This is a genomic window from Bradyrhizobium sp. R2.2-H (assembly GCF_004346455.1).
Classification (GTDB): Bacteria; Pseudomonadota; Alphaproteobacteria; order Rhizobiales; family Xanthobacteraceae; genus Bradyrhizobium; species Bradyrhizobium diversitatis.
In genome coordinates, this window is record NZ_SMBR01000002.1 from 321,454 (window position 1) to 336,501 (window position 15,048).

The 15,048-nt window shown below is 64.4% G+C and carries 14 protein-coding genes; 11 read left to right on the forward strand and 3 right to left on the reverse strand.

Features of this window, described 5'->3' with window-relative positions; translation table 11 throughout:
* Positions 1-77: 77 nt before the first annotated feature.
* From EDE08_RS05550 to EDE08_RS05565, 4 genes are all read left to right on the forward strand, one after another.
* Positions 78-740: a glutathione S-transferase family protein gene (locus tag EDE08_RS05550; RefSeq protein WP_131867927.1), complete on the forward strand. Its 663-nt coding sequence runs from the start codon at positions 78-80 to the stop codon at positions 738-740.
* A gap of 305 nt (positions 741-1,045) precedes the next feature.
* On the forward strand, positions 1,046-1,249 hold the full coding sequence (locus EDE08_RS05555) for a hypothetical protein (RefSeq protein WP_085966667.1): 204 nt from the start codon (positions 1,046-1,048) through the stop codon (positions 1,247-1,249).
* Positions 1,250-1,403: 154 nt separating this feature from the next.
* Positions 1,404-2,381, forward strand: coding sequence for a hypothetical protein (locus tag EDE08_RS05560; RefSeq protein ID WP_131867929.1), 978 nt, complete (start codon positions 1,404-1,406; stop codon positions 2,379-2,381).
* A 42-nt stretch (positions 2,382-2,423) separates the two neighbouring features.
* On the forward strand, positions 2,424-2,864 hold the full coding sequence (locus tag EDE08_RS05565; RefSeq protein WP_091889570.1) for a DUF1489 family protein: 441 nt from the start codon (positions 2,424-2,426) through the stop codon (positions 2,862-2,864).
* A gap of 83 nt (positions 2,865-2,947) precedes the next feature.
* Here the strand turns inward: EDE08_RS05565 and panC are convergent, their stop codons facing one another.
* Positions 2,948-3,799 (reverse strand): pantoate--beta-alanine ligase, encoded by an 852-nt coding sequence (panC, locus tag EDE08_RS05570; RefSeq protein WP_131867931.1) that lies wholly within the window; start codon positions 3,797-3,799, stop codon positions 2,948-2,950.
* 285 nt (positions 3,800-4,084) lie between these two features.
* Here panC and EDE08_RS05575 point away from each other — a divergent pair, with 285 nt between their 5' ends.
* From EDE08_RS05575 to EDE08_RS05590, 4 genes are all read left to right on the forward strand, one after another.
* On the forward strand, positions 4,085-5,008 hold the full coding sequence (locus tag EDE08_RS05575; protein ID WP_131867933.1) for a division plane positioning ATPase MipZ: 924 nt from the start codon (positions 4,085-4,087) through the stop codon (positions 5,006-5,008).
* Between the two features lie 344 nt (positions 5,009-5,352).
* Positions 5,353-6,213, forward strand: coding sequence for an alpha/beta fold hydrolase (locus tag EDE08_RS05580; RefSeq protein WP_131867935.1), 861 nt, complete (start codon positions 5,353-5,355; stop codon positions 6,211-6,213).
* Between the two features lie 148 nt (positions 6,214-6,361).
* Positions 6,362-7,111, forward strand: a complete 750-nt coding sequence (locus EDE08_RS05585; RefSeq protein ID WP_131867937.1) for a VWA domain-containing protein — start codon at positions 6,362-6,364, stop codon at positions 7,109-7,111.
* 70 nt (positions 7,112-7,181) lie between these two features.
* Complete coding sequence (locus EDE08_RS05590) at positions 7,182-7,907, forward strand: DnaJ domain-containing protein (RefSeq protein WP_131867939.1); 726 nt, start codon at positions 7,182-7,184, stop codon at positions 7,905-7,907.
* Positions 7,908-8,147: 240 nt separating this feature from the next.
* Here EDE08_RS05590 and EDE08_RS05595 read toward each other — a convergent pair whose 3' ends face one another.
* Positions 8,148-9,986: a D-alanyl-D-alanine carboxypeptidase gene (locus EDE08_RS05595; RefSeq protein ID WP_131867941.1), complete on the reverse strand. Its 1,839-nt coding sequence runs from the start codon at positions 9,984-9,986 to the stop codon at positions 8,148-8,150.
* 387 nt (positions 9,987-10,373) lie between these two features.
* Here EDE08_RS05595 and EDE08_RS05600 point away from each other — a divergent pair, with 387 nt between their 5' ends.
* The 3 genes from EDE08_RS05600 (at position 10,374) to clpA (ending at position 14,486) form a co-directional block, all read left to right on the forward strand.
* Positions 10,374-10,712: a phasin family protein gene (locus EDE08_RS05600; protein WP_061877269.1), complete on the forward strand. Its 339-nt coding sequence runs from the start codon at positions 10,374-10,376 to the stop codon at positions 10,710-10,712.
* 742 nt (positions 10,713-11,454) lie between these two features.
* Positions 11,455-11,787: an ATP-dependent Clp protease adapter ClpS gene (clpS, locus tag EDE08_RS05605; protein WP_024341051.1), complete on the forward strand. Its 333-nt coding sequence runs from the start codon at positions 11,455-11,457 to the stop codon at positions 11,785-11,787.
* A gap of 290 nt (positions 11,788-12,077) precedes the next feature.
* Positions 12,078-14,486 (forward strand): ATP-dependent Clp protease ATP-binding subunit ClpA, encoded by a 2,409-nt coding sequence (gene clpA, locus EDE08_RS05610; RefSeq protein WP_131867945.1) that lies wholly within the window; start codon positions 12,078-12,080, stop codon positions 14,484-14,486.
* Between the two features lie 91 nt (positions 14,487-14,577).
* On the opposite strand, the gene EDE08_RS05615 is transcribed toward clpA, so the two are convergent.
* Complete coding sequence (locus EDE08_RS05615; RefSeq protein WP_061877272.1) at positions 14,578-15,030, reverse strand: peptidase associated/transthyretin-like domain-containing protein; 453 nt, start codon at positions 15,028-15,030, stop codon at positions 14,578-14,580.
* Positions 15,031-15,048 lie beyond the last annotated feature (18 nt).

The following is a 15,048-nucleotide window of genomic DNA, read 5'->3' on the forward strand; positions in this document are numbered from 1 at the left end:
GCAGCAACGATTGATTGGCGGCAGGCGATGGCGTTAAAAGCGGCTCGCTTCAAGGCGTATCAAGAAGGACTGGTGACATGGCTGCGCTGAAACTCGCGATCGGCAACAAGAACTACTCGTCATGGTCGATGCGGCCCTGGCTCGCGCTCCGCGCCAACGATATTCCGTTCGTGGAGACGCTCATCCCGCTCTACACCGATAATCCCGCCGACAAGGAGCAGATCCTGTCCTTCAGCCGCGCCGGCAAGGTGCCGGTGCTGGTCGACGGCGACATCACGGTGTGGGATTCGCTTGCCATCATCGAGCACATCGCCGAGCGCTATCCGGAAGTGAAGCTGTGGCCCGACGATGTCGCTGCGCGTGCGCATGCCCGCTCTGTGTGCGCCGAGATGCATTCCGGCTTCATGGCCTTGCGCAACGAATGCGGCATGAACCTGCATCGGCCGATCCGCCCCGTGGCGCTGTCGGCGGACGCCAAGGCCAACATCGCGCGCATCGAGGCGATCTGGCGCGAGTGCCGCGCCCGCTATGGCGCGAACGGGCCGTTCCTGTTCGGCCGCTTCGGCGCGGCGGACGCCATGTATGCCCCGGTCGTGCACCGGTTTCGCACCTACGCGATCGAGGTGACGCCGGACACCAAGGCCTACATGGAGACGATGATGGCACTGCCGGCATTCCAGGAATGGACGCGCGACGGGCTTGCCGAAACGCTCGTCATCGCGAAGTTCGAGGACGCCTGACCGCAGGCTTTGGCGGGGGCTGCCGACCGGCCCGCCGGCCGGCGGTCTCAGGCCGGCAATGAGCGAGGGGCGGTGGATCGGGGGGTGCGACACCGGCCTGCGACATACCGGCGGAACGAGCAACTCCGCTGGTATCATCGGCCCGCCATTTGTCCCGTTATCATTCTGAAATGACTGAAAAATTTGAGTGCTTGCCATGCTGCCATGGCGCTGGCCAAAACGGCGAGTCGCGTGCTATACAGCAGCCCGGGTTTCCGGCCGGCCATCGCAGTGGGACACTGGGCGAGGTAGGCGCTGTTTGAGTAATGGAGAGGGTGTTGAAGCACAAATTTCCCGTGGGATCGCGCGTCCTGTTCACGGCAAGCAACGTCGCGCGTCCCGCTGCCAGCGGTTCGTACGAAGTCATCCGACTGCTGCCGACCGACGGCGACGACTGCCAGTACCGGATCAAGAGCTCGACCGAAGCCTTCGAGCGCGTCGCCAAGGAAAGCCAGCTCGCGCTCTCCTGACGGCTGACCGCACCCGCGCATTGGTGCCCTCAGGGATTTGTGTCCCGCGCCGTCAAAAGGCCCGCTTCACCTTCACAAGGTGGGCCGGGGCAGTTGCCGACCCGCGGTGCTCGCTTGACCATTCGCTCTTTGCTCGCGTGAGGGGACGTCGCGCATGAACTGGGCATGGGCCACTTCGCTCGACCAAATCTGGCACTCGCCGGCCTTCCCGATGTGGATGACGCTGGCGGCCGCTGGATTCTTCGGATTGATCCTCATGGTCACGCTGCAGCGCGCCGACAGATCGGTCGCCAACGGTGCGCTGACAGTCATTACGCTGCTATCCATCGTGATCGCGGGCGCTGCCACCGTGCGCGCCTATGGTCCGGACGGACAGGCGGCCCCGGCCGAAGCGCGCGCACAGGCCGCGGTTATCGCGAGCCTGCCGGCACTGTCCTGTCTCGACGATCTCGCGGGCGATGCCGTCGCCGCTGGCTGCGAGAAGGCGCTGTTCGGCGCGCCTGACGCCGCGGCCGCCGCCGTGTCCGCCACGGCCGCCAGGATCGACCGGCTGACCGCGCTCGGCGACGTCGCCACGGCGGAGAGGAGCCTGACACTCGAGATGAAGGTGCTGCGCAAGTCGCTTGAGCGTGATCGCTACGGCCTTGTCGCGCATGTGCTGATCGTGCGCGACGGCTGCACGCAGTTCGATTGCGCCGCGTTCCGCTCGCTGACCGACCAGCAGCAGGTCGCCGCCAACATGGGCTCCCATCTCTACGACACGCTGGTCGCGCGCTACGCGCCGACCTGGAATACGCCCGCAACAGCGCCGGCGATGCCGGCCACCGCCGCGCTTGCCGGGCTGCCGCTGTCGGTGCCGACGGGCAGGCCGACCAATGCGGAGTTCCCGAGCGCTGCGTCGACGCCGCCGGTGAGCATCATGAGTGCGGAGCCAACCACGACATCGCGCCAGGCCGCGCCTGCAGCCAACGCGGCGCCGCCAGCGCCGCGCGCGCCAACCTCGGCGCAGGCTGCGGCACCCGCCGCCAAGAAACCGCCCGCGCCGAAGGCCGCGCGTGCGCCGGCTGCCGCCCCGGTTCCTCTCGCGCCACCGGCCTCGGCGCCGGCTCCGGCAGCTGCGGATAACGAGTAGATCGGCATTCCCAATGCGTGGCTGCCCGGCTAATGCTTGGGCATGCCACTCCATCTGATCAAGCTCGCCGTCGGCTGCGACTCCGTCAAGGAATTGAAAGAGTGGGTAGCCGAACGGATGCAGACCGCCAAGAAGAAGGGTCTGCCGCAACGTCACATCCATATCACCCGCATGGTGCCCAAGCGCGACGCCGAAATCCTTGCCGGCGGTTCGCTCTATTGGGTGATCAAGGGCGAGATCGCCGCGCGGGAAAAGATCATCGGCATCGAGCCGTTCCGCGACAAGGACGGGATCGGGCGCTGCCGGATCGTGATGCAGCCGAAAGTGATCTCGGTCTCGCCGCGGCCGATGCGCCCGTTCCAGGGCTGGCGTTATCTCACCGACGATTCCGTTCCGGCCGATCTCGGCAAGTCCGCGGCCGGCTCGATCGCGGCGATGCCGGAGCCGATGCGGCGCGAACTGCGTGATCTCGGGCTGCTATGAGCATGATCCGGAAAAGTGTGCAGCGGTTTTCCGGAAAGATCATGCTCAAACACTAACCTAAAGCGCGATGGCATCACCGCGCTTTAGACCGCGATATTATCGATCAGCCGGGTGGTGCCGAGCTTGGCTGCGACCAGGATCCGCAGGGGCCCGTCCTTGCGCGAGGTGACCGGCGCCAGCGTCTCGGCATGGCGGACCTCGTAATAGTCGAGCACCAGGCCGGCGGCCTTGATCATTTCGGCGCCGCCCGCCATCGCCGGCGCGATCGAATCGCCGGACCGGATGCGCCCGGCGCTCTCCTTCATGGCGCGGTAGAGGACGGTAGCGGTCTGTCGCTCCTCGGGCGAGAGGTAGACGTTGCGCGAGGACATCGCGAGCCCGTCGCGCTCGCGCACGGTGCGGGAGCCGAGGACCTTGACGCCGAGGTCGAGGTCGCGCGCCATCTGCGTCACCACCCGCAACTGCTGGAAATCCTTTTCGCCGAAGATCGCAAAGTCCGGCCGGCACTGCGTGAACAGCTTGCCGACGACGGTGGCGACGCCGCCGAAGAAGTGCGGGCGGAAGCGGTCCTCGAGGCCGGCCAGCGCCGGTCCTTCCGGCACGATGCGGGTGGCAAAGCCCTCCGGGTACATGGCCTCGACGCCCGGGTGCCAGACGATATCGACGTCCTCGGCCGCGAGCTTGGCGATGTCGGCCTTCCAGGTGCGCGGATAGGCGCCAAAATCCTCGGTCGGGGCAAACTGAGTCGGGTTGACGAAGATCGACACCACGACGCGGCTGGCGCGCCGCTTGGCGAGGCGAACCAGCGACACATGCCCGTCATGGAGGGCCCCCATGGTCGGGACCAGCGCGATCGTGGCCTTTCGCTTGCGGAGATTGTCGACGGCGCGTCGCAGGGCGGGGACCGTGCGGGCGATCAATGGGCTTGCTGACATCAGGACTCGATGGATTGGGAATCGGCGCGGGTGCGGGCATCGTGCCCGCCCGGCTAACCTTAACAAGTGGCGATCGTGGACGCCATGCATCCGGATGCGGCACAGCATCCCGCGCAAGGTGGCGCAGGACGTCGCGACATTGCAGAACGGATCAACAGACGAAGGACGGCACCGCGATTCACGATGAAGCGGGACGCGCTGCGATTTGCATGATCTGTCACGCATTTCACTTGACCGCAGACGCGGTCAACTCGAAGATATTCGCGAGCGGCGTTGAGGATCACCATGCTTGTGCAGGCTAGCCAAGGCCGATCGGGCTCGGCGCATGTGGTCGTGCTCGGCAACGAGAAGGGCGGCTCCGGCAAATCGACCACCGCCTTGCACATCGCCGTTGCGCTCCTCAAAGCCGGCCAGCGCGTCGCCACAATCGATCTCGACTGCCGCCAGCAGAGCTTCACCCGCTACATCGACAACCGTGCCGCCTGGGCCCGCCGCACCAAGCTCGATCTCGAACTGCCGCTGCATCGCTGCATCAAGCTCGGCGAGACCATGCAGATCGCCGAGAACGAGCATTCCGAGTTCCAGCAATTCATGGAAGCGGTCTCGGCGGTCGAGAGCAGCTTCGACTTCATTGTCATCGATACGCCCGGCACCGACAGCTATCTCATGCGGCTCGCCCATTCGATGGCCGACACCCTGGTGACTCCGCTCAACGACAGCTTCCTGGATTTCGACGTGCTCGGTACCGTCGATCCCGCCAACTACGCGGTGACGGGTGAGAGCCACTATGCCGAGATGGTGCGCGACGTCAGACGCAAGCGCCGCCAGCTCGACGGCGCAACCACCGACTGGATCGTCGTGCGCAACCGCCTGTCGATGCTCGGCTCCCGCAACAAGCAGCTCGTCGCCGACGGTCTGAAGGATCTGTCGCTGCGGCTCGGCTTCCGCTACGTCGACGGCTTCGCCGAACGCGTCGTCTACCGCGAATTCTTTCCGCGTGGCCTGACCGCCCTCGACGAGATCGACGAGGCCACGCTCGGCATGCGGCCCAATCTCGGCCATCTTACCGCGCGGGAGGAGGTGACGAGCCTGCTCCGCCAGCTCAAGCTGCCGCTCGACGAGCGCGGTCGGCGCCGCGCGGCCAACCGGGCCGAGTGGTTCAACCAGGTCGACAAGCCGCTCGAGGTCCACGACATCCTGGGGGTCTGAGGCGGCGGTAAGCTGCTACTTTCCACCCGATCCAGGCAGCCGGTTCCTGCGGGAACCGCGGCTGCGCTCGACGCGTTTTCACTCCGTGTTGACTGCGAAACCAACCCAATCAGGGGCCGGTTGCGTCGGGTGGCGAGCTGCACCTGACGTAGTGGTATGAGAATGTGGTGCACAGAAAACGTGTGCGTCGCACAATGGAAGGGCTGCGATTTCACATTATTTAGCCTTCCTGTCACGCTGCTGTGACATATATTAGGGAATAGGCGACAAGGGGCCAAAGAGCTCCGGAAGAACACGATTTTCAACAGGGATTCAGGCCACTAAGCCTGAGGCTGAGGACGAAAATGAAGCGTGGAATTGCCGTTCTGGTTTCGGTCAGTGCCCTCTGCGGCATCGCCTATTTCACGGCGAGCAAGTGGGCCATCAAGCACGAGACCATCACCTTCTACGACGCCTCGCGCGACAATCGTCCGGTGCCCGTCTACGTCGCGGTGCGCCGCGATAAGGAAATGCAGGCCAACGCCGGCATGATCACGCTGCCGGTCGCCGTGATCAATCACGGCAACACCGTCAAGAACACAGAGTACGGCTTCCTCGCCAACATCTTCGCTGCGCGCGGCTACATGGTCTTGAGCCCGCAGCATGACCTGCCGACCGATCCTCCGATGGTGACGAAGCCCGGCGAGCTCTATGTCGGCCGCCTGCCGCAGATCCTGCGCGGCGTCGCCAACATTCATCTCGCCATGCACGAGATGAAGAAGGTTCAGCCGAATGCCGACTACGACAAGGTGACGATGGTCGGCCACTCCATGGGCGGCGATATCACGATGTACTTCGCCAAGCAGTATCCGGATGAGGTCAAGAAGGTCGTCACCCTCGACAATCTGCGCGTGCCCTTCGTCACCGCCGGCAAGTTCAAGATCCTGTCGTTCCGCTCCCAGGATCCGCAGTTCAAGACCGATGCGGGCGTGCTTCCGACCGACGAGGAATGCGAGAAGGCGGGCATCCAGGTCGTAAAGACCGAATTCCAGCATAACGACATGCGCGACACCGGTCCGGATGTGGCGAAGAATTCGATCCAGAGCATGCTCGACAAGTTTCTGAGCACGACCGACAGCCAAGTGGCGCCGGTCGACACGCAGTCGTCCCCGCCCAAGATCCTCGAGCCTGGTCCGGTCGCTCTGATGGCACCCGCCAAAGGTTGACCTACAAGAGCTGACCTACAAGAGCTGACGTCACCGCTCGACTGCACCCATCGTCAAAGCCTCCGCCGGCCTTCCCGCGGAGGCTTTGCACATTGACCGGACCGCATGCGCTGACCACATTAGTCGCTGACGCAAGGTGCAAGCAGCGATGTCGGGCGAACCCATCAAACCGCGCAGTCGCGATGCCGCCTCGGGGCAAGCAGACGGCGCGCTGCCGCAAGCGGCGACCTCAACCTCGGAAGACATCGCCGCCTTCGTCGCCAAGGCGCGGGCACTTTCACCGCATTCGCCAGGCGCAAAGGGGCGGCTGATCTTCGCGCTGGATGCAACGATGAGCCGGCAGCCGACCTGGGACTTGGCCTGCGCACTCCAGGCCGACATGTTTCGCGAGACCGCCGCGCTCGGCAGTCTCGACATCCGGCTGGTCTACTATCGCGGCTTCAACGAGTGCCGTGCCACGGGCTGGATCTCCGACAGCGCCAAGCTGGCGGCGCTGATGAGCAAGATCGATTGCCGCGGCGGCGATACCCAGATCGGCAAGGTGCTGAGCGAGGCCCGGCGCGAAGCGGTGGCGTCCGGCGTGCGGGCCGTGGTCTTCGTCGGCGATGCCATGGAGGAAAAGCTCGACGAGCTCTGCGCCAAGGCCGGCGAGCTCGGCATGCTCAAGGTGCCCGTGTTCGTGTTTCAGGAAGGCCGTGACGCCGCCGCCGAGCAGGCCTTCCGCCAGATCGCGCGCCTGACCGGTGGCGCCTGGTGCCGGTTCGATCCCGGCGCGGCGGCGCAGCTGCGCGAGCTGTTGCGGGCAGCTGCGGCCTATGCAGCCGGCGGACGCGAAGCGTTGCTGAAACTGGCGAAGACCGCGAGCGGCGCGGCGATTCTGATCGGCCAGATGAAGTAGCGATCGGGCTGGCGCGGCTCGCGGCGGCGGATTCGATGCATTTTGCCGCGGGCGCGACTATATTCCGATCATGACTCTGATTGCCGGCGCTGTCGCCGTTATCACGCTTTATCTGCTGCTTCAGATGTTCCGCGCGGCCAATCCGGCGGTGCTGGCGCGAACCCTCAAGTTTGGGGGCGGCGTGCTCGCGCTCGCGGTCGCGGCCTTCACGGGTTTGCGGGGCGAGCTGGCGGTTGCGATCCCGCTCGGAATCTTCGGCGCGGGGCTGCTCGGCTGGACGCCACTGGCGAATGCCGGCTTCGGCAATATCGGCGGGCTGTTCGGTGGCGGTGCGGCGCCGGCGCAAGGGCAGGTTTCGCGCGCGCGCTCGCAATTCCTCGACATGCGGCTCGACCACGATTCCGGGCAGCTTACAGGCCAGATCGTCGCCGGACCTCACGCCGGGCGCAATCTCGGCGACTTCGATCTCGCCAGCCTGCTGGCAATGGTTCCGACGTTCGACGCCGAGAGCGTGGCCTTACTTGAAAGCTATCTGGACCGCCGGTTTCCCGCTTGGCGTCAGAACGCGCAGGGCGATGCGACAGGGCGGCAGCGCCGCACGGCGGCGAGCGGCAAAATGACGGCGGAGGAAGCCTATCAGATCCTTGGCTTGCAGCCGGGAGCGGGACGCGACGACATCAGCCGGGCCCACAAAGCCCTGATGAAGAAACTCCATCCCGACCAGGGGGGCTCGACGTATCTCGCTGCTCGGGTAAACGAGGCCAAGGATACTCTGCTTCGCACGCATAACGGCTAACTCCGGCACTACGCTACAAACGCCCGTACCGCGTGAGTTCCGTTCGCTCCGTTTGCCGTCGCCCCGATGCCCGCCATTGTCGGCGTGGTCGATCCCTTGAGTAAAGTTTTAACCGTAAATCCTTGACGAGAGGTTGTCGTGGAACGGCCTTGTCAGGAATAGCCTCGGCATCACCGCATCCCCAAAACGAAAATGCCCGCGCAAGGGCGCGGGCATTTGGCTCGGAACGAAGAAGGGAGATCAGTTGCGCACGGTGATGCAGGAGATCTCGGCGCGCTTCAAGGTGCGGCAGACGGCTTCGGCCTGATCGCGCTCGAGCCCGGCGAAGCGGGCGCGGTAGAGCTTGCGATTGTCCTTGGCGACAACCGGCTCGGTGAACGGATCAGCCTTGCTGAGCAGGCCGCGGGCGGAACTGCGGGCAGCGTCGATGCGCTGCTGGGCTTCGTTCTCGCTCTCGAGCGCGCCGACCTGGACGATCCAACCGCTGTGAGTGACAGCCGGCTTGGTGGTGCTCATCTGGATCGGCTGCGGCGCCGGGTCGGCGGACGCGAGCTTCGGACCGGCGGGGGCGGGCGCAGCGGCGGTTGCCGCCGGCAGAACCCCGAGGATGCCGTTGCCGGTGCCGAAGCCCGCCGGCTGCCGCGGCAGTTCGGTCCGGGCAATCTCGGCCTTCGGTGCTTCCGGCTGGCTGACCGCCTCGGGTCTGTTGATGAGATCCGCCCGGGCGACGACGGCGCCGGAGGTTTCCGCGACGTCGGAACGGGGCGGGATGGTGCTGGTGACCGGCGGGGCGACCTGGGTCGGGGCGGCGGAGGCGACCTTCACGGCGCCGGCCTTGACCTGAACCGTCTTGACCCGAACCGGCTTCATCGGCTCGGACGAACCGGGGATGATGGAGAGCGGCTGGCTCGAAATCACGCCATTGGTGAGCGGCGCGGGCTCGACCTTGGATTCGGTCGGCCGGACTTCAGGCTTGCTGGCTTCAGATCTGGCGTGAGCGGGCGGCATCGCGGCAGCCGCAGCGGCCAGCGTCGACAGCCGCGAGGCGAGACGCGACGGGGCTGCTTCAGGAGCAGGGGCCTGAACCTGCGGCGCGGAGCGTGCCGGAGCATCCGACGCATCGGCGACGTTGGTATTGGCCTCGGCGCCGTTTCGCTCCGTGACCGCGGCGACGGTGTGGACGGTCGCGCCCTTGTCGAGGTTCTCCGCGAGCAGGTTGCGCATGATGGCATCGCGCGAGCCACCGCTGCGGCCGCCCAGCACCACGCCGATCAGGTGGCGGTTGCCGCGGCGGATCGAGGTGACGAGGTTGAAGCCGGAGGCGCGGGTGTAGCCGGTCTTGATGCCGTCCACGCCCTCGACGCTGCCGAGCAGGTGGTTGTGGTTGCGGATCGACTGTCCCCGCCAATTGAAGGTCGATGTCGCGAAATAGCGATAGTAACGCGGGAAGCGCTCCTGGATGGCGCGACCGAGCGTCGCCTGGTCGCGCGCGGTGGTGACCTGCTCGTCGTTGGGAAGGCCATTGGCATTGCGGTAGACCGTCCTGGACATGCCGAGCGAGCGCGCCTTGCGCGTCATCATCTGGGCGAAGTCGTCTTCGTCTCCGGCGATCGCTTCCGCGATCACCACCGCAGCGTCGTTGGCTGAGCGGGTGACGAGGCCCTTGATCGCGTCCTCGACGCGGATGGTCTGACCGGCACGCAGATTCAGCTTGGTCGGATCCTGATTGGCGGCGTGCTGGGACACCGGCATCTCGGTGTCGAGCTTCATCCTGCCGGACTCGAGGCGCTCGAACAGCAGATAGAGCGTCATGATCTTGGTCAGTGACGCCGGATGGCGGATCCCGTCAGGGCTTGTTGCCTGGAGCACCGCGCCGGAATTGCCGTCGACGATGATGGACGCGAATTTCGGGCTGGAGCTCTCGGACACATCGCGCTGGACGCGGTGATGCACATGCTGGCGGCGATGGCGCCGCGCCTCCGCTGCATCGGTGGTGATGATGACCGCGATGGTGACCGTAAGAAGCCCCAAAACGCCAACCCGCGCCAAGCGCGAGGAAGACAAGTTGTTACGAAGCATGGAACCCCGTCCCCGTTTCTGACTTGATCACCGGCCCGTGAGGCGAAATTGTGCCCAATGGTCCCGGGATCATTACCTGCTCAGGCTGTCCCTCCGCTGGTGTTCGCCACGGGGGACGTTGGACCCGAGCCGCTGTTCTGGCTAAGGTGATGTTCTCAAACGGCTTTGGCCGCCTGCGGAAGTGAACACGTCCAGGGAATCAGGGTAGGGGGCCCCGGTTTCCAAAAGCTTAAGGAACCCTTGCGGGAAACCCCGGGAATCTCTGCGATTTGCATCTAGTTTTTGTGCGTCGCACAAGATTCTTGACTTTATTGTGCGTTGCACTAATTATGGGCACAGTCAGGGAGCCGGGGCTTCCCGACGCGAGCCAGGGAAAAGGATTCCGACATGTTCAAGGTTGAAGACTTTCAGAACTACGGGAAAGAGCAGTTCGAGCAGTGCGTTGCCTCCGCGACCTCGGTGCAGCACGGCCTCCAGGCGATCGCCAGCGCCTATGGCGACTACACGAAGAAGTCGTTCGAAGACACCAAGTCCTTCGTCGAGAAGCTTTCCGGCGTGAAGTCGCTGGACAAGGCCATGGAAGCGCAGACCGATTTTGCCCGTTCCAGCTATGAGACCTTCGTTGCGGAATCGCAGAAGATCGCCGGCCTCTACAGCGACCTCGCCAAGCAGGCGTTCAAGCCGGTCGAGACCATCGTGTCGAAGTTCACCCCGGCCGCTCAGTAACGTTTCAGGACATCCTGGAATCGAAAAGCCCGGCTGCACCAGCCGGGCTTTTTGCTGTGTGCGATGATCCGTCAGCGTGCTGCGCGCAGCAGCTCGCTCGAAGTCCGATCGCTGCCGGTGTTCACCCGCGTTGGCGCTGTCGCGGCGGATGTTCTGTCGGGCGCCGATCTGCGAAGCGTTGCCGTACCTCCGGTTTTGCGTTCGAGACGTCGGAGATCAGGATGATCGTGTCCCTATAGATGCAGTTCGTGCCCCTGGCCGGCGCGTGATGACGGGACACGATGATCCCGGATCTGGTGGTTGCCCGATTTCGCGCCACGCCATTGAATGGTAGAATATTGAACCGTAGGAAACCGGAGCCGGAGGCGGGTTAACAGCCCGGTTCCTGGTCAACATGTTCTAAACATGCCGGGCGGAAATTTTTGTCAAATCGGTCCGGATTGTTTAACCTGACGAGGATCGCCCGGACCGGGAATCGGGACTGCCACGGCCGCATCGGCCCGATCTCCGCAAGCTTGCGGCAAGCCGTGGGCAGGCCCATATTGCTGGCGAACGGTCCGGCTCGAGCCGGATGTGTCGGGAGCGGCGATCCAACAAGGCGGCGCGCCTGCGCCAGGCTCCGAAGGGCGGAGTCGCGCGGTGACCGCCATGCGCTTCCGTGGGGAATTTGAACGCCTGTGCCATGCCGCAATTGACTTCCAGTATCGACCTGTCCGCGCCAGCCGCCGCCGACGCTCCTCGCATGAGCAATGACGAGAACCGTTCGGGCAACCCCTCGGGTCCGAACACTTCGGTCATCACCAAGGTCAAGCCCAAGACCAAACGGCCGAACCTGTATCGCGTGCTGATCCTGAACGACGACTACACGCCGATGGAGTTCGTCGTCCACGTGCTGGAGAAGTTCTTCAACAAGGACGTCGAAGCGGCGACCAAGATCATGCTGCACGTCCATCATCACGGCATCGGCGAGTGCGGCGTGTTTACCTATGAGATCGCCGAGACCAAGGTGACGCAGGTGATGGACTTTGCCCGCAAGCACCAGCATCCCCTGCAATGCGTGATGGAAAAAAAGTAAGACGCCTTGCGGCGCGTTTGAAGCCGGCTCTTGTCGAAGTCGCGGCGTGATCGTTGCAGTCACGGCTGCGCGCGAGTCCCGTTGCCGGCCGGCAAAACTACGGAATTCCGCGCCGGCGCCGATCCCGCCCAAATCGGAACGGGTTTTGCATTGAAATTACCGCAGGTGTGTCGCCGCCGAGTCGCGGAACCGGTCTTTCGCCGCGGTCTTGTATAACTATATGTGACAAAGGTTGTTGTTGCCTGACCGGGCGAGGACGATCATGATGGTGGGGGCCATAGAGGACGCGAATGCCGACTTTTTCCCAAAGCCTTGAACAATCCCTGCATCGTGCGCTGGCGATCGCAAACGAGCGTCATCACCAATACGCGACCCTCGAGCATCTTTTGCTCTCACTGATCGACGACTCCGATGCAGCCGCGGTCATGCGCGCCTGTAGCGTCGATCTCGACAAGCTCCGCACGAGTCTCGTCAACTACCTTGAGACCGAATTCGAGAACCTGGTGACGGATGGCGCCGACGACGCCAAGCCGACCGCCGGTTTCCAGCGCGTGATCCAGCGCGCGGTGATCCACGTTCAATCCTCCGGTCGCGAAGAGGTGACCGGCGCCAATGTGCTGATCGCGATCTTTGCCGAGCGCGAGAGTCATGCCGCGTATTTCCTGCAGGAGCAGGACATGACGCGCTATGACGCGGTCAACTATATCAGCCACGGCATTGCCAAGCGGCCGGGCGTGTCCGAGGCGCGCCCAGTGCGCGGCGTCGACGAGGAGACCGAGACCAAGGGCAACGAGGACGCCAAGAAGAAGGGCGAGGCGCTCGAGACCTATTGCGTCAACCTCAACAAGAAGGCACGGGACGGCAAGATCGATCCGGTGATCGGACGCAATTCCGAGATCAACCGTGCGATCCAGGTGCTGTGCCGGCGGCAGAAGAACAACCCGTTGTTCGTGGGCGAAGCCGGCGTCGGCAAGACCGCGATTGCGGAGGGCCTTGCCAAACGCATCGTCGACAGCGAGGTGCCTGAGGTGTTGGCGGCCGCCACCGTGTTCTCGCTGGACATGGGCACGCTGCTTGCTGGCACGCGCTACCGCGGCGACTTCGAGGAGCGCCTCAAGCAGGTGCTGAAGGAGCTTGAGGCGCATCCCAACGCCATCTTGTTTATCGACGAGATCCACACCGTGATCGGTGCGGGCGCCACGTCGGGCGGGGCGATGGATGCTTCGAACCTGCTCAAGCCGGCGCTGGCGTCGGGCACCATCCGCTGCATGGGCTCGACCACCTACAAGGAATATCGCCAGCACTTCGAGAAGGACCGCGCGCTGGTGCGGCGCTTCCAGAAGATCGACATCAACGAGCCGACCGTCGAGGACGCGATCGCGATCCTCAAGGGCCTCAAGCCGTATTTCGAGGACTACCACCGGCTGAAGTACACCAACGAGGCGATCGAGGCCGCCGTTCAGCTCTCCTCACGCTACATCCACGACCGCAAGCTGCCGGACAAGGCGATCGACGTGATCGACGAGTCCGGTGCGGCACAGATGCTGGTGGCCGAGAACAAGCGCAAGAAGACCATTGGCATCAAGGAGATCGAGACCACGATCGCCTCGATGGCGCGAATCCCGCCGAAGAGCGTGTCGAAGGACGACGCCGAGGTGCTCAAGCATCTCGAGACGACGCTCAAGCGTACCGTGTTCGGCCAGGACAAGGCGATCGAATCGCTTGCCGCCTCGATCAAGCTCGCACGCGCGGGTCTGCGCGAACCGGAGAAGCCGATCGGCTGCTACCTGTTCTCCGGGCCCACCGGCGTCGGCAAGACGGAAGTGGCAAAACAGCTCGCGGCGTCGCTCGGCGTCGAGCTCTTGCGCTTCGACATGTCCGAATACATGGAGCGGCACACCGTGTCGCGCCTGATCGGCGCGCCTCCCGGCTATGTCGGCTTCGACCAGGGCGGCCTCTTGACCGACGGCGTCGACCAGCATCCGCATTGCGTGGTGCTGCTCGACGAGATCGAGAAGGCGCATCCCGATCTCTACAACGTGCTGCTCCAGATCATGGATCACGGCCGGCTCACCGATCACAATGGCAAGCAGGTCAACTTCCGCAACGTGATCCTGATCATGACCACGAACGCGGGTGCGTCCGATCTCGCCAAGCAGGCGTTCGGCTTCACCCGTTCGAAGCGGGAAGGCGACGACCACGAGGCGATCAACCGGCAGTTCGCGCCGGAATTCCGCAACCGTCTCGATGCCATCGTCTCGTTCGGCCATCTCAGCGTCGAGGTGATCGGCACCGTGGTCGAGAAGTTCGTGCTTCAGCTCGAAGCGCAACTCGGCGACCGCGACGTCACCATCGAGCTGTCCGAACCCGCCAAGTCCTGGCTGGTCCAGCACGGTTACGACGAGCAGATGGGCGCACGTCCCATGGCCCGCGTGATCCAGGAGCACATCAAGAAGCCGCTGGCCGACGAGGTGCTGTTCGGCAAGCTGAAGGGCGGCGGTCACGTCCGCGTCGTTCTCGTCAAGGACGAGGCCGACGAGACCAAGGAGAAGATCGGCTTCGAGTTCGTCGAGGGGCCGGTCACGCCGAAGCAGGAGAAGCTGCCCGGTGCTCGCAAGCGTCCGCCGGGCAAGTCGAAGCCGGGCGGTCCCGGCGGCTCGAAGGGGCCGACCTCCAAGGGCCCGCTGGTCAAGGCTTGATTGGCACGCGATGAAATCGAAAAGGTCGGCTGTAAAGCCGGCCTTTTTGCTTGTGTGCCGAGTATGAACGACTGCTTGCTTGCGGGCAGCCCTACGTTCCGGCCTCTGGGGCCGCCGCCGGCCGTGGCTTTTTCGGAACGGTCGGCCGCGCGCGGGCAGGCACCGACGGCTGCATCGTCACGATGACCGGGTTCGGCTTGTGATCGGTCGCAGCGCCGGTCGCGGCATCGACACCCATGCCGATGAGGCCGCCGGCCAGGAGATTGCCGGCGAAACCGGCGGCGCCGGTGCCTGATACTTCCTTTGTGAGCTGCACCGTCTGGGATTCATAACCTTCCTTCTGGAAGGTGATCGTGATGTCGGCGCTGCGCTTGGCAACGATCGCGCATGGCGTTGTGCAGGTTGTGGGCACTTCGAGCCCTGTGACCTCGGCTTCGACGCCAGACGGTGTTGATGAAATGCTGATATTCTCGGTCGTGCCGCGCGTGACGGACGCGCAGCCGCCCAGCATGACGCTGAGCGCCACAATTCCAAATAAACGCATGAAATGCCCCTTGTCCCG